Source organism: Marivita sp., from assembly GCF_965656765.1.
In the GTDB taxonomy this organism is placed as follows: domain Bacteria; phylum Pseudomonadota; class Alphaproteobacteria; order Rhodobacterales; family Rhodobacteraceae; genus Marivita.
This window is the reverse complement of record NZ_CBFHLV010000057.1, coordinates 1-21,286: the sequence shown is the minus strand read 5'-3', so window position 1 is coordinate 21,286 and position 21,286 is coordinate 1. Positions and strand designations below refer to the sequence as shown.

Genomic DNA, 21,286 nt, shown 5'->3' with positions numbered 1-21,286 from the left:
TTGCTTGTGCAGAATACGGTGACCTAATGCCGCAAGTGCGCCTTTCCTTTCACGTTTTGAGCGGTTGCTTGCTGCGGTGTAGGAAAGATCTTTGCAAGGTTCTGGCTGGTGGAGGCAAGTAATCATTCGCCATTTCCGCTGCATAGACCACGCAACCCGAGTCTTCGGCGGCCGAGGATGCGCTTGAGATGCAAGATCAATTGTTTTGCTGGCGATCCCTGAAGGACTCGAACCCTCAACCTGCTGATTAGAAGTCAGCTGCTCTATCCAGTTGAGCTAAGGGACCGCTGGGTGTTTATTTGCCGCCTTTGACGGCTCGGGGCAAGAGAAGGTCACAAGGTTCGTGTCATAAAAACGCTGAGCGGGTCGTCGACGTAGTCTCCAAAGGGCGCGCAATACGTGAAGCCGTGTCGCTCATAAAGGCGGCGCGCGGGGGCGAAGGGGTCTTCGGATCCGGTCTCCAGGCTGATCCGCAATAGGCCGAGATCGGTTCCTTTCGTCAGGATATGCTGTACCAAGGCAGAGCCGACCCCGCGCCCGCGAGCCTCGGCTTTGGTGTGCATGGATTTCAGTTCGCCATGATCGGCACTCAGCGGTTTGAGCGCCCCAATGCCCAACATCGTGTCGTCATCGCGCAGCGCGAATACATGCGCGCCTGCTGCAAATAGATCATCCGCGCTCATGACATGGCAACTTTCGGATGGCGTTTGGGCGCGCATCATGTCGAAGTGACGATTGACCAGTTCGGCGACATCCCATGTTGGTGCAACAATTGGATCAATGCGAAAGCCTCGGGATAACTCCATGAAGACCTTTCTCTGTGCAGTAACTGAAAAGTATGCGCTGACGATGCAAACGCCGTCAGGATCACGTGCAGAATGGGAAAAGGCAAGGCGATCCCACCGCGGTGAGCGATTGATCCGGTTGCCGGATGGACGGAGCTGAGAGAGCGACCATCACGCGCAATATTATTACGCTAACTATTGTATTTCTTGATGCGTTGTTAAACAAATCCACGGACGAAAATACCGACCCACATACGAGGCAAGTCGATCCTCAAAAATGCGGTCCAAAAAAGACGACATTCGAACTGGGAGATGAAGTGATGAAGAAGCTTATATTGGCCACGGCGGCCCTTGCGCTTGGGGCGACGACTGCGTTCGCCGAAACCAAGATTGGGATGATCACAACCCTGTCCGGGGGCGGTGCAGGGCTTGGCATCGATGTGCGTGACGGCTTTATGCTGGCGATGAAACAATCGGGGCGCGACGACATTGAAGTCGTGATCGAAGACGACCAACGCAAACCGGATATCGCAGTGCAACTCGCCGACAAGATGGTTCAGTCCGAGCGTGTCGACATCCTTACGGGCATCATCTGGTCGAACCTCGCCATGGCCGTGATCCCGAGCGTCACCGCTCAGGGCAAGTTCTATCTGTCCCCGAATGCGGGACCATCGGCGTTGGCCGGCCAAGGCTGCCATCAGAATTATTTCAACGTAGCGTGGCAGAACGACAACCTGCACGAGGCGGCAGGCGCCTATGCCGCTGAAGTGGGCTATAGTAACAGTTTCATCCTAGCGCCGAACTATCCTGCCGGTCAGGATGCACTGACCGGTTACAAGCGGACGTTGGGTGGTGACCTTGCGGGTGAGGTCTATACACAGCTTGGCCAAACCGATTACGCGGCAGAGATTGCCCAGATCCGGGCGTCAGGCGCGGACAGCGTGTTTTTCTTCCTCCCAGGCGGTATGGGGATTTCGTTTCTCAAGCAGTATGCAGACAGCGGCGTTGACCTGCCTGTAATCGGCCCGGCGTTTAGCTTTGATCAGGGCATTCTACAGGCGGTGGGCGATGCTGCCCTTGGTGTGGTCAATACCAGCCAATGGAACAAGGACATCGATACCCCCACCAACACGGCGTTTGTCGAGGCGTTTCAGGCTGAATACGGACGCCTTCCGTCACTTTATTCCAGTCAGGGGTTCGACACTGCCAACCTGATCCTGTCCGCGCTTGATATGGCCGACGTGTCGGATGCCGACGCTTTCCGTGAGGCGTTGCGCGCTGCAGATTTCGCGAGCACGCGTGGGGATTTCAAGTTTGGGCCGAACCATCACCCGATCCAGACGATTTATGCGCGTGAAGTGATCAAGGAAGGTGACGTCTACACCAACAAGATTATCGGCGTTGCCTTGGAGGATCACGCAGACGCCTACGCCGCCGACTGCAAGATGTAAGGCAACCTGCGCGCCGGAGTTTGCCTTCGGCGCGCCAGATCTGGGCGGGGCATGTCAGCAATCCTGATTATCGAGCAAGTCCTGAATGGGCTGCAATTCGGCGTCATGCTATTTCTGATGGCGGCAGGCCTGACGCTGATCTTTGGTGTCATGGGATTGATCAACCTTGCGCATGGATCCCTTTACATGATTGGGGCGTTTGCAGCCGCCACAATAGCCGGGGCAACTGGATCGTTTGTACTGGCTTTAGCCGCAGCACTTGCGGTCGCGGCCATTGCCGGTGCGCTGATAGAGATCACTGTGATCAGACGGCTTTACGGCAAAGCGCATCTGGATCAGGTGCTCGCCACCTTTGCGCTGATCCTCATCTTTTCCGAAGGCACCCGCTGGGTGTTTGGATCGTTCCCGCTGTTCCTCGACATCCCGGACTATCTGTCAGGCCCTGTATCCTTGCCCGGCGGTATTCAGTACCCGCTTTACCGTTTGGCGCTGATCTGCGCAGGTTTGCTGGTTGGGCTAGGACTTTGGTTACTGATCGAGCGCACTCGCGTCGGGATACAGATCCGCGCGGGGGAAAATGACCGCGAAATGATCGCCGCTTTGGGTGTGGATATCACACGCCTCTACACCATCGTTTTTGCGGTTGGCGCGGCTTTGGCCGGGCTCGCCGGTGCATTGGTCGGGGCTATTCAATCGGTTCAGGTTGGTATGGGAGAGCCAGTGTTGATCCTTGCCTTTGTTGTGATCGTGATCGGTGGCATCGGGTCCATCAAAGGCGCGTTTATCGGTGCGTTGTTGGTCGGGTTAACCGACACGCTTGGTGGTATTTTTCTACCGGAATTTTTCAAACTGTTCATGGATCCTGATGTCGCCACGCAAACCGGATCAGCGCTCGCATCTATGGCGATCTACATTCTCATGAGTCTCGTTCTCATCTGGCGACCCACTGGCCTGTTTGGAGCCCACGCATGATCTCTGAGCGCGTGGTCAACGCGCTTACGTTTGCGGGGTTGCTGGTTGTGCCCATCTGGGCGCTTTGGGTGGATGAGCCGTTCACCATAACCCTGATCACTCGCGCAGTGATCCTTGCAATTGCCGCTGTCGGTTTGAACATCGCGCTTGGGATTGGCGGATTGGTCAGTCTTGGGCACGCGATGTTTTTCGGGCTGGGTGGCTATGCGATGGGCATTCTGGCCTCCCATGCACAGACCTATGTCCCCCTCGACCTTGGCCTGCTGACTATCGCAGGAACGAAATCGATGCCGGTGATCTGGGTTGTTGCGACCCTTGTATCTGGATTGGTCGCTTGGATCGTCGGTGTGCTAAGCCTACGGACCTCAGGCGTGTATTTCATCATGATCACCCTCGCCTTTGGGCAGATGTTCTTTTACTTCGCCATTTCCTGGAGCGCCTATGGCGGCGAAGATGGTCTGTCGATCTATGTACGCAATGGATTTCCGGGCCTAAACACGCTGGTCCCGGTGCAGTTCTATGGCTTGTGTTTTGTTATCCTGTGCATTGTGCTTTTCCTGAATGCTCGACTTCAGGCATCACCGTTTGGGCTTGCCCTCAATGCTGCGCGGCAAGTGCCTTTGAGGGTTGAAACTGTTGGGCTGGACCCGCGGCGTCTCAAGTTGGTGGCGTTTGTCATCTCTGGGGCCATCACAGGGCTTGCTGGAGCCTTGTTTGCGGATCTCAATCGCTTTGTGTCGCCGACAATGTTCAGCTGGCAGTTATCAGGTGAACTGATTGTGTTGATCATCATTGGTGGCGTCGGTCGCCTATTTGGCCCGGTTATTGGTGCCTGCATGTTTGTGGCCCTCGAGCATTGGCTTGGTGGGCTTACGGATTTCTGGCACGTATTCCTCGGGCTTATCCTTTTGGCCATCGTCCTGTTTGCGCGCGGCGGCATTATTGGGCTTCTGACAGGCAAGGAGGGATCGCATGTCTGATCCCGTTCTGGCCACACACAACTTGCGCAAGTCTTTTGGCGCACTCACCGCCACCGACGATGTGTCGATCGACCTGCACCCGGGAGAAATTCATGCAGTGATTGGCCCCAACGGAGCAGGTAAATCGACCTTGATCGCACAGATTTGTGGCGGATTGAGACCTGACAATGGGACCGTCCACCTACTTGGTTGCGACGTAACCGGAAAAAGCACTCAGGCACGTGCGCAGTCTGGATTGGGCCGTACGTTCCAAATTTCTGCGCTGGCGATGGAAGACACAGTTCTCGAAAATGCCCTTCTGGGCGCACTTGGAGCTTCGAAACGACCTTGGAGGTTCTGGCAATCCACCCTGCGTGACCGGGCACTCAGGGGCAAAGCAGAGGCGGCGCTGGAGCGTGTCGGCCTGTTGGACATGCAGGGTATGCGCTGTGCGAACCTGTCTCACGGGCAACGACGACAACTCGAAGTCGCGGTTGCACTGACGCTCGATGCCAAGGCCTTTGTCATGGATGAACCGATGGCCGGGCTTGGGGCTGAAGGATCAAAAACTCTGACCGCGTTTCTGGATACGTTGCGCCACGAAGCCCCAATTTTGTTGGTCGAACATGACATGGACGCGGTGTTCGCTTTGGCAGACAGGATCAGCGTGCTTGTTTACGGTAAGGTGATCGCGACTGGTACAGTCGATGACATCCGCTCGAGCCCCGAGGTGCGCAGCGCCTATCTTGGAGAGGACGCATGACCTTGCTTGAGGTGCGTGATCTAACCGCCAGCTATGGCGTCGCGCAGGCGTTGTTTGGCGTGGACGTTACAGTCGCCCAAGGTGAGGTTGTTGCCCTGATGGGGCGCAATGGGATGGGCAAAACTACAACCGTCAAAGCCATTTGCAGGATGATCACGTCGCAAGGCACATTGCGGCTGTCAGGGACTGACTTGCACCCGCTGCCGAGTCACAAAGCAGCGCGTCTAGGCATTGGTCTTGTCCCAGAAGGGCGTCGGTGTTTTCGCGATCTGACGGTTGAAGAAAACCTGATCGCAGCCGCGCGGCCCGGCGAGTGGACACCCTCCACCATCGGTGGCCTGTTTCCGCGTCTGACTGAACGCAAAAACCAGATCGCTGCGTCCCTTTCGGGCGGCGAACAGCAGATGCTCGCTATCGGGCGCGCGTTGATGACCAATCCCCGCCTTTTGATCCTTGACGAGGCGACGGAGGGGCTTGCCCCAATCGTCCGGCAAGAAATCTGGTCCGCGATTGCACGCCTCAAACGTGAAACCGGAACGTCAATCCTCTTGATCGACAAGTCGGTCAAGGAATTATCTCAAGTCGCTGATCGCGCTGTCATACTGGCTCGAGGGAAAACAGTTTGGGCAGGATCGTTTGCAGACATCACGCCGGATATTTCGGAAAGCTATATCGGCGTGTGACCTTGCGTGACAGCTCTGCCGAACCCGCAATTGACGCAGTTTTTAGCGACATTGGAAGTGTTCGAAACGACGTCTGAGATGTGTAATCAACCGACATTCCAGATACCGTACTTAACCTGCGTCCTCAACCTGCTGAAACGAACGGGCAACGGCATCAACCGATAGGTCGGTTCCGATCAATACGAGCATATTGTCGTCAGGTTCGGGGCCTTTGGTGGCTGGCAATACTTCGGGTGATTGCACGCGGTCGCGGACCGCTTGAACCAAGAGCCGCCCCGCGGGCGAAGCGATGATCCCTTTCACGCGCACGATCTTGTCACCGCGCGCGTGCAGCACGGCCGATAGCCACAGTGTCAGCGCCGTCCAATCCGGATCCGAGCCAAGGTCAAGCTGGCAAGCCACAATCGGTGGGCCATCCATGGCAAGATCGGGCAGGTCGCCTCCTTCTGTGGCATCCGGTAGGTTTGTTGTGCCGCCGAAACTGGCGCCCGATTGCGTGGCACCCGGTGCCAGCGTCGCCAACACGTGTCGAAACTGCGCCAGTTTGCGAGCATCCGCAATGTCGGTCTTGTTCAGAATAAGTCGGTCAGCGGCGCGGATCTGGGCGTATGCGATAGGCTGCGTTTGCAGGGCGGTTTGTCCATTTAGAGCGTCAACGACAACGAGTATCTGATGTACGATTATGTGCCTGATGAGGACGGGATGGGATTGTATAAGGTCAACGATGGCACCCGGATCAGCTAGGCCGCTGGTTTCGAGTACAAGCTGCTTGATCCGACCTGTGCCGCTCTGCTGACTGCGCGCATCGCAAATGTTCAAAAGTGCGTTCTGAAACGCAGTGGCCCCTGCGCAGCAGGCACAACCGCCGGCCAATACCGTTTGTCTGGATGCGGCGGAGAGCAGCCCGTGATCAACCGGCGTGCCTGCCGCTTCGTTCACGATGACATGCGCGTCAGAAAATCGGCCTTCGAACAGCTGATGGCGCAGCCATGTCGTTTTGCCGGATCCAAGGAACCCGCCAACAATCGTCAGGCGCAGCCGCCCGTCCTCGCTCACGCGAGCAGCGGATCAAAAGGGCGGCCCGTGATGCGTTCGACTTCGGTCCACAACGCTTCGAGGTCCGGCACAATGACAGATGCGCCACCCGGCCCAGTCACTTGGATACCGGGCACCAACCCGCCATCATGCACTGTGATCCCAAGTGGGCGCAGCAGGGCCGACAACATCGCAGCCCTGCGAAATCGTTCACGCAATCGGTCGTGTGGTGTGGCGGCTCCAGCTTCGGTCCAGTGGCCCGGGGCTGCCGGAAATCCACAAAGGCTGCACATCAAATCACCTCTGGGCGTGCCTCACCATCAAAGGGGAACCGCGCGCGGAAATCATCGGCAATGGATTCAAAAGTCATCCATTCGCAGCCTTCATGCCCGTTGATGTATTCGATCAAACGCTCGAGCATCAGCAGAACCTGTGGCCGGCCCGATACATCGGGGTGAATGGTGATTGCAAAAACGCCGTAGTCCATTTCGCGGTAGACCCAGTCAAACTGATCTTTCCACAATTGCTCGATCACGCGGGGATCGACAAATCCATGGCTGTTCGGTGCCTTCTTGATGAACATCATGGGCGGCAGGTCATCTACATACCAGTTGGCGTCAATCTCAACGAGGTCGATCTCGGGACCGCGCTTGAGCGGTTTCATCCACTCGCCAGCGGTCTTAGTATAATCGATCACCGTCCATTCATCACCAGTGCGTGCGTAGTGCACCTGAAAATCACGATAGCTTTGGCTGTGATCATAAGAAAAGCCGTGCTTCAGCAGCAGATCAGCGGTTGAGGCCGACATTTCCCACCACGGCGCGACATAGCCCTTGGGCGCAGAGCCGGTGAGGCCTTTGATCAACTCGATGGATTTGACCAACACTTCTTCTTCCTGCGTCGGGGTCATTGCGACAGGGTTCTCGTGCAGATACCCATGCGCGCCAATCTCGTGACCGGCTTCAACGACCTTCTCCATGATCTCTGGAAATGTCTCGATCGAATGACCGGGGATAAAAAAGCTGGTCTTCATGTCATATTTTTCGAACAGCCGGAGCAGACGCGGTACGCCCACCTCGGTCGCAAAGATGCCGCGCTGGATATCGTTGGGGCTGTCGCCGCCGCCGTAGGAACCGATCCATCCAGCAACGGAGTCGACGTCCGTTCCAAAGGCACACATGATTTTCTTCGGCATTGCTCGGTCTCCTTAAATGGGGGCGCCTGCACCGGTGCGTTCGGTGATCAGGCCATAATGTTCGGGCCGCCGGTGGGCCGCAAAGTTGAAGATCGTTTCTTTGTAAGACGTGCCCATATCAAGGTCACAGGACGCAGTGATGACCTCGTCCTCGACCGTCACTGCTTGCGCCACGATTTCGCCAGAGGGCGCGATGATCACGCTTTGCCCCCCCATAGGCGAGCCTTCTTCGACACCGCATTTCGCGGTTCCGACGACCCATGTCGCATTTTGATAGGCACCTGCCTGCATCGAAAGATGGTTGTGAAAAAGCGTCAGTGAATCCATTGCCAGATTGCCAACATGACCAAAGGGCGTGTTGTAACCCAGCATGACCATTTCGACGTTTTGCAAGCCCATCACACGGTAGGTTTCGGGCCAGCGACGGTCGTTGCAGATGCACATACCCATATTGCCGCCAAAGCCCTCAAACACCGGAAAGCCAAGGTCGCCCGGTTCAAAGAACCGCTTTTCAAGATGTTGGAAGTCTCTCCCGGGTTGCGGTTCCGCGTGGCCGGGAAGATGCACTTTGCGATACTTGCCGATGATCTTGCCTGCCGCGTCCACCAGTATGGAGGTGTTGTAGCGGCGCTTGACGCCATTCTCCCAGGTGAGTTCGGCATACCCAAGGTAGAAGCCCACCCCAAGTCTGCTGGCCTCATCAAACAGCGACTGGGTCATTGGGCCGGGCATCTCGACTTCGTAGTAGCTGTCCAGCTCATCTTCGTCTTCAATCATCCAGCGGGGAAAGAACGTGGTCAGCGCGAGTTCCGGGAACACGACCAGTTTGCAACCTCGGCCATGTGCTTCGCGCAGCATTTCGATCAGGCGCGCAACAGTACTCTTGCGGTCCTCGGCCTTGGCAATTGGTCCCATCTGGGCTGCGGCGGTGACGAGTTTGCGGGTCATGTCCTTAGCCTTTCATTGCAGTGCAACGGCGATGCGCGCAGCGGCTGACACACCGTCGATCAGTCGGACGGGGATGTCGCGTGGAGCTGCGGCGGGGATGTGGCTCATGCCAGCGCAGCCCAGAACGATGCTTTGGATATTGTCTTCCCGTGCCGCGGTTGAGATTTCGGCCAAGACCTGCGCCGTCGCAGCGTCGCGGTTGGTTTCCAGATCAAGTACCGGTACGCCGGATGCTCGGACGCGGCCCAACTGACCGTCCAGGCCGTATGCGGCGACATTGGCCGCAAGAATGGGAATGGACACGTCAAGAGTCGTGACGACTGAAAATCGTGGTCCGGCCAGTGCTGCCATATGATACCCGGCTTGACCGATCCCGATGACCGGGCAGGGGGCCATCTCCCGTGCCGCGAAAAGCCCGGTGTCGTCAGAACACCCGATTACGATTGTTGTCGCACCAGCAGCCAGTGCCTTTTCGACAAGCGCCAACAAAGGAGGGATACAAGACTCACCATCCTCAGGGCCCTCAATTGCAGGTGGGCCTTCATGCGACGTCCATGCTTCAATCTGCGCACCGGGTACGGCGCGTTGTGCCACCTTCAGCATTTCTTCGGTCATTGAGACCGTGCTGTTGGGATTGATCATGATGATCATACCATGCCTTTGCCTGCATCCGACGCAGCACGGGCGCGTTTGCGTGCATAATATGCTGTCACCGCGATGAACGTTCCGATCACCAAAAGAGAAAAGCCGGTTGTCAGTGTGCCTAAAGCGTAAAGCACAGGCGTCGTGACATTGGTCGTCATGCCGTAGATTTCGAGCGGCAGGGTATTGCGGCTTCCCGAGGTCAGAAGCGTTCGCGCAAATTCATCATAGCTGAGCGTAAACCCGAACAAAGCGACGCCGATCAACATCGGCGCAATGATGGGCAACACGACGTAGCGCAGTGTTTGCCATGCCGTTGCACCCTGATCCCGGGCAGCCTCTTCGTAGCTTTTGTCAAAGCGATTGAAGACAGCGAACATGATCAAAAGGCCAAAGGGCAGTGTCCATGTCAGCTGTGCACCGTAGCCAGAGGTCGACCAATGCACCGTCAGGTCTGCCTGATCAAACATCAGGCCAACGCCCAGTGAGATCAGGATGGAAGGGATCACCAGCGCAGTGACAATCAGATAGAACAGCACGGTCGATCCGGGAAAGCGTTTGCGAAAAGCCAATCCGCCCATAACTGAGACCACAATCGTTGTGATCATCACCATGAAACCAAGTGCCAGACTGCGCCGGAAACTGCCCCAGATGTCACCCACAGCCTGCTGTTCAAAAAGTTCGCGGAACCAGTGAAGGGACACCCCGCGCATGGGGAACGTCAAACCTCCGCCCGGCCCTTGGAAGGACAGGATTCCGATTGTCAGCGTTGGGCCGTAAAGGAACAAAAGAAACAAGACGAAAAACGCCGAAAGGATGTAAAAAGATCTGGGTCTGGGTTCCATCGGTCAGAGCTCCTTTCGGATATCAACGAAACGCAGCAGGATCCCGATGATGATCAGCACCGTCAGCAACAGCACAATCGCGGTCGCAGAGGCGGAGGGATATTGCAGCAGCGCGATATCGTTCGAAATCAAACGCCCAACATTGGCTGATTGGCTGCCGGACATGATGCGTACGGTAAAGAAATCGCCCATCACCAGCGTGACGACAAAAATTGTCCCGATCATCAGACCTGGTTTGGTCAGAGGAATGATGACATTCCAAAGAATTTGCGGACCGTTGGCACCTGCGTCGCGTGCCGCTTCGATCAGGGATTTATCAATGCGCATCATCGTATTGAAGATCGGCACGACCATGAACAGCACGTAAAGATGCACAAACGCGAGGATCACAGAGAAGTCGCTGAAAAGCAGCCATTCAAGCGGTTCGTCGATTACGCCCCATGAAATCAACGTCGAATTTGCAATCCCGTTGCGCCCCAGAAACGGGATCCACGAAATCATGCGAATGATGTTCGATGTCAGAAACGGAATGGTGCACAGCAGGAACATGACGATTTGCCATCGCATCTGCCGGATGTGGAATGCCAAGTAATAAGCGACCGTGAAACCAATGAGGACCGTGAAGATCCACGTCACTATCGCGTATTTGAAGGTGTTTATAAAAACAGTCAGCGTGACTGGGGAAGTCAGCAGGAATTCGTAATTCTCAAAGACGAAAGCGGGGATAATGGAAAATTCTGTGGCTCGCCAAAAGCTGACGACCGCGATCATTATGATTGGTACGACTAGAAAGAGCACCAGAACAATTGCCAACGGCGCAGCCATTAGCCAGCCCGTAAGGGCTTTGTTCGATCCGATCTTGTCGGTGATGGCGGACAGAGAGAGGCGCGACTGGCGCGCCTCCCCGATGGAATTGCTCATGCTGCGATGAACTCGTTCCACTTGCGTACCATATACTGGTTTTCATCCATGACGGAGTTCCAGCAGGCAACGGCACCCATCCGGTCGAGGAAAGAACCGCCGTCACGTACTGCACCCGGTCCTTCAAGAACCTGACCAGACGGGCTGACGATGTCTGCTTGGCTTTCCTTGCCTTCGTACCAGTAGCCCCATTCATCATCGGACATGAACAGCTTGGAGGTTTCTGGAACAGCCGAATAGTAGCCCTGACGCATCAGGAAGCCGCCGACCCAACCGGACAGGTACCAGTTGATGTATTCATATGCAGCGTCCAGCTTGGCACCTTCAAGAGATGCCGCGAGGCCCATACCGCCACCCCAGGAACGATAGCCCTCTTCGAGCGGCTGGTAGACGCATGGGATACCCTGTGCCCGAACCGCGGTGATCGCGGGCGACCACATCGACTGGATCACAACTTCGCCGGAGGCCATGAGGTTGACCGACTCGTCAAAAGATTTCCAGAACGCACGGAACTGGCCGTTCTTCTTGGCTTCGGTGAAGATCGCCATCGTCTTGTCGATCTCTTCACGGGTCATGTTGCCTTTGTCTGCATAGGTGATTTCACCCATCGACTCGCAGACCATCGCCATATCCATGATCCCGATGGACGAGATGTCGAGGATCGATGCCTTGCCCGCAAATTCAGTATTCAGCAATTCCGACCAATTCGAGATCGGACGACCGATCAGATCGGGGCGAATGCCCAGCGTGTCAGCGTTGTAGATTGTCGGGATCAGCGTCATCCAGCCCGACTCATTGTCTACGAATTCGGTGCCATCCTTGCCTTCAACGAAACCAACCGTGTGCGGCGCCGTGCCTTGGGCGATTTCGGATGTCGGGGTCAGTTTGCCGGAACGGAAGGTGCCTGCGATGTTGTCGTATTGTGCAATCCGCGAGGTATCCATCGCTTGAAGGTTGCCTGTCGGCCAGACTTTTTTGCAGATCCAGTATTCGATGTCGGCAATGTCAAAGCTGTCAGGCTGTGTCGCAACGCGCTGTGTGACCGCGTCGGAATCAAGCGCTGTCATCTCAAGTGTGATGCCCAGATCTTCGAGCGCTTTATCGGCGATCTCGTTAAAGGCCGATACGCCTGTGCCAGCCTGGCGCAATACGATGTTGGATTGCGCCCAAACCATTGGCGACGCAACCGTTCCAGCCGCTGCAGCGACGCCAGTTTTCAGAAGGGTTCGGCGGCTAAGCCCGTTGCGTTTCGTATATCGTGTCATGAAAGGTCTCCTTGTTGGGAATAGGTCGTGTCAGGCAATCAGAACGTGCTGATGTTTTTCGTCCCAGGTCAGTCCTATGGTGTCGCCTGGGTTGTGTGGATTTGCGAAGAAGGCTGAATCCGGCACCAGGGCGGTGATTTCAGTGTCGCCCATGGATTTCGTTAAGATGGACACGTGGGTGCCCTGATATTCCACCGTCTCGACTGTAGCCTCGAGACGGCCCGCGCCAGCACCTGTTGGGGCCACAACGTCAGAGCGCACAGCCACCTTGCCTTGGGGCAGTTGAATGACGTTGTGACCGCCCATGAATTTGGCGACGAATTCGGTTTTTGGTGCGTTGAACACGTCGCGAGCCGGGCCCGCCTGCTCGATAACAGCGTTGTTCATCACCACGATTTCATCGGCGAGGGCCAGTGCTTCGTCTTGGCCGTGGGTGACGTGGACAAAACTGATACCCAATTCTTTCTGCAATTTGCGCAACTCGGCACGCATGCGAATGCGCAGGAAAGGATCAAGCGCCGACAATGGTTCATCCAAAAGCAAAACCTGTGGCCGCGTGATCAAAGCGCGGGCCAGCGCCACGCGCTGCTGCTGTCCGCCCGAAAGCTGATCCGGCATACGGTCAGCGAGTTCGGTCAAATCCACCAGCGCCAGCATCTCGTCCGCACTTTTGTGTCGGGCGGACGTGTCCACACCCTGCATTTTCTGGCTAAACGCTACGTTGTCCCTGACGCTCAAATGCGGAAACAGTGCATAGTTTTGGAACATCATCGCCGTGCCACGCTTGGCGGGCGGCAAATGAGACACATCGCGGCCAGCTAGCACTACAGCGCCTTCTGTGACGCTTTCGTGACCGGCAATCATCCGTAGAGTCGATGATTTTCCACAGCCCGATGGCCCGAGAAGGCATGTATAGCTGCCCTCTTTGAATTTATGGTCCACATCACGCACAGCGACGGTTGACCCGTAACGTTTGGTGACTCCGACCAGTTCAAGGTTGGTATTTGTTTCCAAGTGTCCACTCCCAGCGTGAGTCCGAAAGGAGGCAAGACACCGTGTTCGAGCAATCTGGAATCAGGCGTTTCCGTCAGCAATATTGTTGAATGCCTGTTTTTTAGACGCTGAATCTGGCAACAGGTCGCTAATTCAGCACAAAATTGTACACAATCTGTTTGGGCTTTGTACGCATGCGGAAAGAAGCGGAAAGAAATTGTCTCTTTTGAACGGTTGTGCGATGCCCGCATAAAGAGAGTTCAAATCGATGAGTGATGTCCATTTCGAGGCCGCATCTACCTTTCCCGATGCGGCGGGTCTGGCCCCAGACAAAGCGATTTCGCTGTCCCTCTCTCGTGCCATTCATGAACATAAACTATCGCCGGGCATAAAGCTGGGCGAAGACGAGTTGGCGGAAATCTACGGCGTGTCGCGCACAGTTGTTCGTTCGGCACTCCGCACGCTCGCGCATCACCGGTTGGTGGAAATCAAACGCAACCGGGGTGCCTTTATCGCACAGCCCAGCCCCCGCGAAGCGCGCGAAGTGTTTGAGGCCCGCGAACTGCTTGAGCCGCGCACTGCGCGCGAGGCCGCTCGCCGTGCAACCTCAGCCGATGCGGCAAGACTACGTCGGCATATCGCCCGCGAGCATGAGGCCTCTCTTGATGGCGACCGGGGTCTTTCCCTCTATCTTTCTGGCCAGTTGCACGTAGAGATCGCGCGCATTGCGGCCCAGGATACGATCACGGGCTTTATCGAAACACTGATTGCGCGCTCCTCTCTGATCGTGGCCCTTTATTGGCGGCGCGAAAGCGCCATTTGCGGGCATCATGACCATGAAAGCCTTGTCTGCGCCATTGAGGCGCATCAACCCGACGAAGCTGAGGCGCTGATGCGCAGCCATTTAGTTGACCTGCACTCGGCACTTGATCTGGAACGCCCTACCTCTGTTGCCGGGTCTCTTAAGGAGATGCTGACGGGTCCGTAGCACGTGTCATCAGTCTCAGGTTGTTCATTTTGGTTCCAAATAGCGCCCGCTAATGGCCTTCTTCTCTAACCTGCATGATGAGTTTTCCCGCGGTGCGGCGCGATGCCAATGCGGCAAACATGTCATTTACCGTATCGAGGGTATAACAGCCTTGAATCGGAACATGCAGGCGGCCGTCGGCGATCATCTCCAGCACGGTGCGCGTTCCGTTCCGCCAGCTTTCCGAGGTGAAATCCAGATGACCGACATGTAGGCGTGTAAAGGTCAGTGATTTCTGGACAAGGCGTTCCCACAGGGTCGGATAGGGCTTCCCCTCTGCTTCTCCATAGCTCACCACATGGCCCAGCGGTCGGATCGCGTCAAAACTCCGGTCGAGGATCGAGGCGCCGGTTGAATCCACCACCTTGTCGACGCCGCGACCGCCCGTGAATTCCATGACAACTTGGACAAAGTCTTCCTCATTTCGCAACACGACGCGGTCTGCGCCGTATTCAATCGCGCGCGCCTCTTTGCCCGTAGTGCCAACCGTGCCGATCACTGTCGCACCCGCCGCTTTGGCCATTTGAGTCAGTTGCAATCCAACACCGCCGCCGATCGCGTGGATCAGCAGAACGTCACCGGCGCGCGTTGTGCTTACAGTGTGCAGAAGGTTCCATGCGGTCATTGCCTGAATGTAAAACGCCGCTCCGGTTTCCAAGGACACAGCATCAGGCAGCGCGACGACCCGTTCAACTGGAACGGCGCAAAATTCGGCGAAAGCGCCTGCATCTTCGCTGAACGCCGCGATACGCTGGCCAATCTGAAAACCTGACACGTCCGGACCAAGGACTTCGATATGACCCGACATCTCAAGGCCAGCAATCAGCGGATAGCCTTTGGGGTGGGGGTAAACGCCTGTCCGCATCATCAAATCCGCGTAGTTCAGCCCGGCAAAGGCGTTGCGAACCAAAATCTGACCCGGTCCCGGCTTTGGGGTATCCATATCACGAATTCCTGTTGAGGATGGATCGCCATCGGGCTTTTCAAAGATCACAGCGCGCATTCGGGTCTCCGTTTCATGAACAAGGACGGTAAGGCAGTTAACATCAGAACAGCATTGAGTACCTAATAAGGTCTGCGGCTGGCCAGACCATTGTAAGCGCTCAGCTCCGTTCCGAGACATCCCGGCTGGGCACATCGCAACAAGAAATCTTGTAAGAATGCCCTCTAACAAGCCTACTGGCGCCCATTTTTTGTGCGACCGCGTCAGTTGCGATCAATGCATGGGCAGTTCTGCGCCCCGCTGCGGTTCACAGTTGTTGCCAGAGAAGACGCCCCCGGACTCGTCGCTATTACTTTCAGCGAAAGAACACTTAGGGGGTAGGCAATGAAGGCGATCGGCATTGATGTGGGCGGAACGTTCACGGATTTGATCTATCTTGATGCGGAAAGCGGCGAGATGGGGATCCACAAAGTCTCAACCACTCCGGACGACCCGTCGCAAGGCGTCATCACAGGTCTGAACGCTCTGATGGAGCAAGGCAATATCGGCCCGGCTGATATTGCTCAGGTTCTACACGGTACAACAACGGCCACTAATGCCGTACTCGAAGCTAAGGGATCGCGCGCTGGGATGATCACCAATGACGGTTTCCGCGATGTACTGCATATCGGGCGGCACCAACGCCCAGATCACTACTCAATCATGCAGGAAATCCCTTGGCAGAATCGCCCGCTGATCCAGCGCCGCTACCGTAAGACGGTGTCCGGGAGGCTTGTTCCCCCAACTGGTGAAGAACTTGAACCGTTAGACGAAGCCGCCATCCGCAAAGTCGCACAAGAGCTGAAAGAGGACGGCGTGGATGCCGTCGCAATCTGCTTTCTGTTTTCCTACCTCAACCTGGAACACGAGCTGCGCGCAAAAGCAATCGTCGAAGACGAGATGCCAGATGCCTTCGTCACCACCTCTTCGTCGATCTCGCCGCAGTTCCGCGAATTTGAACGCTTCACAACCGCGGCCTTAGCCACCTTTGTCGGCCCAAAGGTCGGGCGCTATGTGGCGAACCTTGAAAATGCGCTGGGCGATTTGAGCGTAGACGGCGATTTTCGCATCATGGCCTCGAACGGCGGTGTGGCGACGCCGCGCATGGTGACTGAAAACCCAGCTTTGACCATGATGTCCGGTCTTGCCGCAGGCGTCCTTGGTGGTGCGTGGATCGGCGGTAAATGTGGGCGGGACAAGGTGATCACTTTCGACATCGGCGGTACGTCTGCTGATATCGGGATCGCAGTAGATGGCGTGTGCGCCGAAACCGACGCGCGTTCAACTTCAATCGCGGGCTTTCCCTTGCTTTTGCCGATGCTCGACATTCATACAATCGGTGCGGGCGGCGGGTCGATTGCCTATGTCGATCAAGGTGGTGCATTTCGTGTTGGGCCGCACAGCGCCGGAGCTGATCCAGGGCCGGCAGCTTATGGGCGAGGTGGCACGCAACCCACTGTAACCGACGCCAACCTTGTATTGGGACGGCTGGAACCCGGTGATTTTCTTGGTGGGGATATGGGCCTTGATCTTAACGCCTCGCAAGCGGTCATCGGGGCATTGGCGGATGAACTGAGCCTTGATCCACTCGAAGCTGCCGAGGGCGTACTGACGATTCTTAACGCCAATATGGCCAATGCTATTCGGTCGCGCACTGTTCAGCGTGGCATCGATCCGCGTGACTTTGCGTTGGTCGCGATGGGTGGGGCAGGGCCGCTGCAAGGGGCAGAGGTGGCACAGATGTTGGACGTGCCCGAAGTCATCGTGCCACCGCATCCGGGTATCACGTCGGCCTTAGGCTTGTTGATTGCGGATCTAAAATACGACGTGATCCGCACACAATTCCAAGTGTCCATATCGGCCGACATCGCGCGGTTCAACAGCGAGTTTGCCGAGATGCAGGCGGACCTCACCAAACGGTTGCAAGAGGACCACGTTGCACCCGAAGATGTCACATTCGAGCGTGCCGGCGATCTGCGCTACCTTGGCCAAGGGTATGAGCTTCGTGTCCCGTTCGATGATGGAGAGATCACTGCAGACAGTCTTGAAACGGTTTGGAACCGTTTCCACGCGTTGCACGCGTCTGAATACGGTCATGCGTTTCAGGGCAGTCCTATCGAAGTCGTCAACCTGCGTTTGACCGCTCGTGGTCACGCCAAGCCATTCGACCTTCCCGCCTACAAAGGTGGCGCAAGTCTGGATGCAGCCCACGTTTTGACCCGTGACGCGGTGTTCCGGAAAGACGGGAAGCTTGAGACTTTCGAAACGCAGGTCTACCGCCGTGATCTTCTTCCTCAGGGTATGCCTGTTCCCGGCCCAGCGATCCTGTTGCAGAAGGACAGCACCACCGTTGTTCCGCCAGATGCCACAGCCGAGGTGCACCCGACCGGAAGTGTCATCATCACCCTGGAGACCAAGCCATGAGCCGTATCGATCCTGTTACTGGTGCCGTCATCCAAGGCGCGCTTGAAAGCATCGCTTTGGAAATGGGCCACAAGCTGATGCGCATGTCCTATTCGTCGATTATTCGCGAGTCCGAGGATTTCGGTGCAGCTCTGACTGACGCCGATGGTTTGCAGATGTGCGAATGCAAGATGTCGACACCGCTGCAATCCGGGCCAATCCCTGGCTATGTGCGCAATGTGCTTGAGGTGCTCGCAGAACGGAATGACCCCGTCCGCCCCGGCGACGTGATCATGCATAACGATCCCTATGGCGGTGCATCGCACGGGCCTGATGTGGCCTTTTGCGTGCCAGTGTTCTTTGAGGATCAGTTGATCGGCTGGTCCGTCACAACGGCTCATCACTTAGATATAGGCGCGCTGTCGCCGGGGTCTTGCGGCATTGTCGATGCGGTCGATACCTATGCCGAAGGCTTGCAGTTCAAGGCGATCAAAGTCTTTGACGAGGGCAAGCGCAACGACGCTGTCTGGCATATCCTGCGCGCCAACATCCGCGCTACCGATCTGGTTGTTGGCGACATGGAGGCGCAGATCGAAGCTTCACGTATCGGTGCTGCACGCTTGCTGGACCTTGTAGAACGCTATGGACTTGACGCCACAATGGCAGCGTTCCACGACCTCATGGATTATTCCGAGCGACTGATGCGCGATGCGATCCGGTCATTGCCCGATGGCGACTATACTGCGACCACCAAGATTGATGGCTATCTTGACGATCCGAACCCGGCAAGGCGGGAACTACCGCTTGTTGTGACCTTGAAGGTCCGGGGCGACGATCTGGTTGTTGATCTTACGGGGACAGCCCCGCAAGTATCGGACAAACCGATCAACATGCCTTTCGTCGGCACCGTCGATTGTGCCGTGTGGCTCACCATTCGGTCAATCCTGCTTGATACGGTGACTTATGGCGCAATCCCACAGAATTCTGGCCTCACACGGCCCATCGAAATTGTCGCCCCGAAAGGCTGTTTGGTGAATCCCATCTTCCCGGCGCCTGTCATCGCTCGCTTTTGCCCGGGAAACCAGCTTGCCGATACAGTGATGAAGGCGTTTGCCCAGATCGTGCCGGATCAAGTGTCTGCCGGTATCGGCAACCTGCGCGTCGTTGCGTTATCCGGTCTTCGCGACGGCAATCATTGGGTCCACATGGAGATTATGGAGGGCAGCTATGGTGGTCGGAACGGACTTGATGGCATGGACGCGGTCGACACGCTTTACGCAAATACCCGCAACAATCCGATTGAAGATATCGAGTCGCACATTCCGATCCGCGTTGATCGCTACGAGCTGCGCGAAGAGGCGATGGCCGCGGGCCAATGGCGCGGCGGAATCGGAGCAATCCGGGTCTTCACCTTCCTTGACGAGGCAGGATTTTCGCTTGAGGGCGAAGGCCACGCATTTGAACCTTGGGGTTTTGAGGGCGGTGACGACGGGCATAAGGCCACACTGACTCTCATGCACACCGATGGCAGCACGACGGAATTGCCGTCCAAAGTGCCATATTTCAAAGTCAAAGCAGGCGAAAAGCTGATCTCAACCGGCCCTAGTGGGGGGGGCTATGGCGCCCCGGCGCTTCGATCAAAAGAGGCCATCGCTCGCGATGTCGCGGACGGTCTGATCTCGGAGGAGACTGCCAAGCGTATCTACCCCGACAACACGTAGGCTTGGGGAAAACTATCATGATGAACAGTACAGGCGACGGGGCTACCGTCGCCTTAGGCCTCTAAGGGCCGTTTCGTGCAACCGCTGGAAAAATCTGGCGTCATTGCGAGCAAATCCATCAACCCGCAATTGCCGCGCACCAGATCGTCTAGCGTCACCAAGTCTAGTTCGTGATAAAACGCCTCGAGTGCGCGAACGACATAAGATCGCAGTCGACAGGTGGCCGCCAATGGACAGGTGTTGCGCACTTCGTCAAAGCATTCGGCAAACGGAATTTCGGTTTCGAAGATACGGAACACCGCGCCAATAGATATTCGGTCGGCCGGTTTTGCCAAACGGATGCCTCCCGTCCGCCCCCTAAGAGTTTCGACATAACCTTCGGCCTGAAGCTGTTGCACAACACGCGCTACATGATTGGTCGATGCATTGCAGCGTACTGCAATGTCAGAGGTCCGGACGAGACGTCCGTCGTTTACCGCACAAAACATGAGCGTTCTGGCGGCCAGATTGGTTCGTGTCGTCAAACGCATCCAAGTGTCCTTTGCTTGGCATCTATATTTCACATCAAAGATACCAGTTTCTTTGATCCAGATCACGTTCCATCTTCCAAAATTGGCGTAGCTGACCGTGAATTGATCGAAAGCTTCGCACATGGCGCACCTACGCCCTCAGATCGAAAACGGATTTAGCGAACGCCGCATTGGCGGTGCAATGGCAGTTGCCGCAAGCCTGACCTGGCTCGTCCAAGCTTGGATCATCGCATCCGTTTTATCATCCCTTCTGAACGGAACTGCGGTAAACATGTGGATTACGTCTGCGGCATTTCTGGGCATGGGCGTTGTCCGCGCTGCGGTTAGCAAAGCGTCGCAGGCTTGGCTAAGCACGGTGGCAGAACGCGAAATCCAATCATTGCGCAATGAAATCATAGCAGCTGAAACATCGACCGCTATGCCATCACAATTCGGTGGGGGAGGGGCCATTGCCGCCCTCGTAACGGAAAAGCTGGAAGCGATCCGCCCCTTTCTGCTCCGGTACAGACCTGCGCGCCTGCGTGTCATGGTTGTTCCATTGGTGATCTTGGCGATTACAGCGTACTTCAGTTGGGCGGCAGCGGTTGTGCTCATGGCTGCGGGCCCCCTAATCCCGGTTTTCATGGCCTTGGTCGGATGGGCCGCAAAAGAGGCGAGCGCCCGCCAGATGGTTGAGATTGGATCGCTCAACGATCTTTTGGCGGATCGGCTGGCTGCGCTCTCTGATTTGAAACTGATTGGGGCGGGGCCGCAGGTGATTTCCGGTTTCGCGACCGCCTCGGATAATCTGAGAGTGCGGACAATGGCTGTTCTGCGCATCGCGTTTTTGTCCTCCACCGTTTTGGAGCTGTTCTCTGCCCTCGGTGTTGCGATGATCGCTGTCTGGGTGGGTTTCGCACTTTTGGGCGAGATAACTTGGGGCACATGGGGCGCGCCGTTGACGCCGTGTGCCGGGATTTACCTTCTGCTTCTTGCACCGGATTTCTTCCAGCCGCTGCGTGAGCTTGCAGCGGCTTGGCATGACAAGTCAGCAGCTGATGCGGTGATGGATGAAATGGATAAATGGCGGGATGAACCAGACCGGGTTTTCCGGAGAGCCAAAAGCTCGGAAGGTAAGCTATGGAAAAGGGAAACCCTGGGAACCGTTTTTCGACAGAGGTGCGCGC

21 protein-coding genes and 1 tRNA gene are annotated in these 21,286 nt (G+C 56.4%); 9 read left to right on the top strand and 13 right to left on the bottom strand.

What is annotated here, in order from left to right; all coding sequences use genetic code 11:
* Nucleotides 1-209: 209 nt before the first annotated feature.
* A tRNA-Arg gene (locus ACTG4M_RS13830) sits at nucleotides 210-286 on the bottom strand.
* 46 nt (nucleotides 287-332) lie between these two features.
* Complete coding sequence (locus ACTG4M_RS13825) at nucleotides 333-806, bottom strand: GNAT family N-acetyltransferase (protein WP_439124254.1); 474 nt, start codon at nucleotides 804-806, stop codon at nucleotides 333-335.
* A gap of 299 nt (nucleotides 807-1,105) precedes the next feature.
* Between ACTG4M_RS13825 and ACTG4M_RS13820 the strand changes: the two genes are divergently transcribed.
* From ACTG4M_RS13820 to ACTG4M_RS13800, 5 genes are read left to right on the top strand one after another with little or no spacing between them, the layout of a single operon-like run.
* Nucleotides 1,106-2,236 (top strand): ABC transporter substrate-binding protein, encoded by a 1,131-nt coding sequence (locus tag ACTG4M_RS13820; RefSeq protein WP_439124253.1) that lies wholly within the window; start codon nucleotides 1,106-1,108, stop codon nucleotides 2,234-2,236.
* Between the two features lie 51 nt (nucleotides 2,237-2,287).
* Nucleotides 2,288-3,208 (top strand): branched-chain amino acid ABC transporter permease, encoded by a 921-nt coding sequence (locus ACTG4M_RS13815; protein WP_439124252.1) that lies wholly within the window; start codon nucleotides 2,288-2,290, stop codon nucleotides 3,206-3,208.
* Nucleotides 3,205-4,188, top strand: a complete 984-nt coding sequence (locus ACTG4M_RS13810) for a branched-chain amino acid ABC transporter permease (protein ID WP_439124251.1) — start codon at nucleotides 3,205-3,207, stop codon at nucleotides 4,186-4,188. Before ACTG4M_RS13815 ends, ACTG4M_RS13810 begins: the two co-directional genes overlap by 4 nt.
* Nucleotides 4,181-4,930 (top strand): ABC transporter ATP-binding protein, encoded by a 750-nt coding sequence (locus ACTG4M_RS13805; RefSeq protein ID WP_439124250.1) that lies wholly within the window; start codon nucleotides 4,181-4,183, stop codon nucleotides 4,928-4,930. Before ACTG4M_RS13810 ends, ACTG4M_RS13805 begins: the two co-directional genes overlap by 8 nt.
* On the top strand, nucleotides 4,927-5,613 hold the full coding sequence (locus tag ACTG4M_RS13800; protein ID WP_439124249.1) for an ABC transporter ATP-binding protein: 687 nt from the start codon (nucleotides 4,927-4,929) through the stop codon (nucleotides 5,611-5,613). The genes ACTG4M_RS13805 and ACTG4M_RS13800 overlap by 4 nt, the downstream gene beginning before the upstream one ends.
* A gap of 111 nt (nucleotides 5,614-5,724) precedes the next feature.
* Here the strand turns inward: ACTG4M_RS13800 and ACTG4M_RS13795 are convergent, their stop codons facing one another.
* The 9 genes from ACTG4M_RS13795 to ACTG4M_RS13755 form a co-directional block, all read right to left on the bottom strand.
* Entirely contained in the window at nucleotides 5,725-6,669 is a 945-nt protein-coding gene (locus ACTG4M_RS13795; protein WP_439124248.1) for a CobW family GTP-binding protein, read from the bottom strand.
* Nucleotides 6,666-6,941 (bottom strand): hypothetical protein, encoded by a 276-nt coding sequence (locus ACTG4M_RS13790; RefSeq protein WP_439124247.1) that lies wholly within the window; start codon nucleotides 6,939-6,941, stop codon nucleotides 6,666-6,668. The genes ACTG4M_RS13795 and ACTG4M_RS13790 overlap by 4 nt, the downstream gene beginning before the upstream one ends.
* Complete coding sequence (locus ACTG4M_RS13785) at nucleotides 6,941-7,843, bottom strand: polysaccharide deacetylase family protein (protein WP_439124246.1); 903 nt, start codon at nucleotides 7,841-7,843, stop codon at nucleotides 6,941-6,943. Before ACTG4M_RS13785 ends, ACTG4M_RS13790 begins: the two co-directional genes overlap by 1 nt.
* Before the next feature lie 12 nt (nucleotides 7,844-7,855).
* Complete coding sequence (locus ACTG4M_RS13780) at nucleotides 7,856-8,791, bottom strand: N-carbamoyl-D-amino-acid hydrolase (protein WP_439124245.1); 936 nt, start codon at nucleotides 8,789-8,791, stop codon at nucleotides 7,856-7,858.
* A gap of 12 nt (nucleotides 8,792-8,803) precedes the next feature.
* On the bottom strand, nucleotides 8,804-9,442 hold the full coding sequence (locus ACTG4M_RS13775; protein ID WP_439124244.1) for an aspartate/glutamate racemase family protein: 639 nt from the start codon (nucleotides 9,440-9,442) through the stop codon (nucleotides 8,804-8,806).
* Complete coding sequence (locus ACTG4M_RS13770) at nucleotides 9,439-10,278, bottom strand: ABC transporter permease (RefSeq protein ID WP_439124243.1); 840 nt, start codon at nucleotides 10,276-10,278, stop codon at nucleotides 9,439-9,441. Before ACTG4M_RS13770 ends, ACTG4M_RS13775 begins: the two co-directional genes overlap by 4 nt.
* A 3-nt stretch (nucleotides 10,279-10,281) precedes the next feature.
* The gene (locus ACTG4M_RS13765; RefSeq protein WP_439124255.1) at nucleotides 10,282-11,103 is read right to left on the bottom strand and encodes an ABC transporter permease; all 822 of its coding nucleotides are present in this window, start codon (nucleotides 11,101-11,103) and stop codon (nucleotides 10,282-10,284) included.
* Between the two features lie 92 nt (nucleotides 11,104-11,195).
* Complete coding sequence (locus ACTG4M_RS13760) at nucleotides 11,196-12,464, bottom strand: ABC transporter substrate-binding protein (protein ID WP_439124242.1); 1,269 nt, start codon at nucleotides 12,462-12,464, stop codon at nucleotides 11,196-11,198.
* Nucleotides 12,465-12,494: 30 nt separating this feature from the next.
* On the bottom strand, nucleotides 12,495-13,478 hold the full coding sequence (locus ACTG4M_RS13755) for an ABC transporter ATP-binding protein (protein WP_439124241.1): 984 nt from the start codon (nucleotides 13,476-13,478) through the stop codon (nucleotides 12,495-12,497).
* 247 nt (nucleotides 13,479-13,725) lie between these two features.
* On the opposite strand from ACTG4M_RS13755, the gene ACTG4M_RS13750 reads away from it, so the two are divergent.
* A complete protein-coding gene (locus ACTG4M_RS13750) occupies nucleotides 13,726-14,445 on the top strand; it encodes a GntR family transcriptional regulator (RefSeq protein ID WP_439124240.1) in 720 nt (239 codons plus the stop codon).
* Nucleotides 14,446-14,494: 49 nt separating this feature from the next.
* On the opposite strand, the gene ACTG4M_RS13745 is transcribed toward ACTG4M_RS13750, so the two are convergent.
* The gene (locus ACTG4M_RS13745) at nucleotides 14,495-15,487 is read right to left on the bottom strand and encodes a quinone oxidoreductase family protein (RefSeq protein WP_439124239.1); all 993 of its coding nucleotides are present in this window, start codon (nucleotides 15,485-15,487) and stop codon (nucleotides 14,495-14,497) included.
* Between the two features lie 324 nt (nucleotides 15,488-15,811).
* Here ACTG4M_RS13745 and ACTG4M_RS13740 point away from each other — a divergent pair, with 324 nt between their 5' ends.
* Both ACTG4M_RS13740 and ACTG4M_RS13735 read left to right on the top strand, forming a co-directional pair.
* Entirely contained in the window at nucleotides 15,812-17,890 is a 2,079-nt protein-coding gene (locus tag ACTG4M_RS13740; protein ID WP_439124238.1) for a hydantoinase/oxoprolinase family protein, read from the top strand.
* A complete protein-coding gene (locus ACTG4M_RS13735) occupies nucleotides 17,887-19,590 on the top strand; it encodes a hydantoinase B/oxoprolinase family protein (RefSeq protein WP_439124237.1) in 1,704 nt (567 codons plus the stop codon). Before ACTG4M_RS13740 ends, ACTG4M_RS13735 begins: the two co-directional genes overlap by 4 nt.
* Before the next feature lie 53 nt (nucleotides 19,591-19,643).
* On the opposite strand, the gene ACTG4M_RS13730 is transcribed toward ACTG4M_RS13735, so the two are convergent.
* Nucleotides 19,644-20,120, bottom strand: coding sequence for an RrF2 family transcriptional regulator (locus ACTG4M_RS13730; RefSeq protein ID WP_439124236.1), 477 nt, complete (start codon nucleotides 20,118-20,120; stop codon nucleotides 19,644-19,646).
* A gap of 121 nt (nucleotides 20,121-20,241) precedes the next feature.
* On the opposite strand from ACTG4M_RS13730, the gene ACTG4M_RS13725 reads away from it, so the two are divergent.
* A partial coding sequence (locus ACTG4M_RS13725) for an ABC transporter transmembrane domain-containing protein (RefSeq protein WP_439124235.1) occupies nucleotides 20,242-21,286 on the top strand: 1,045 nt, incomplete at its 3' end.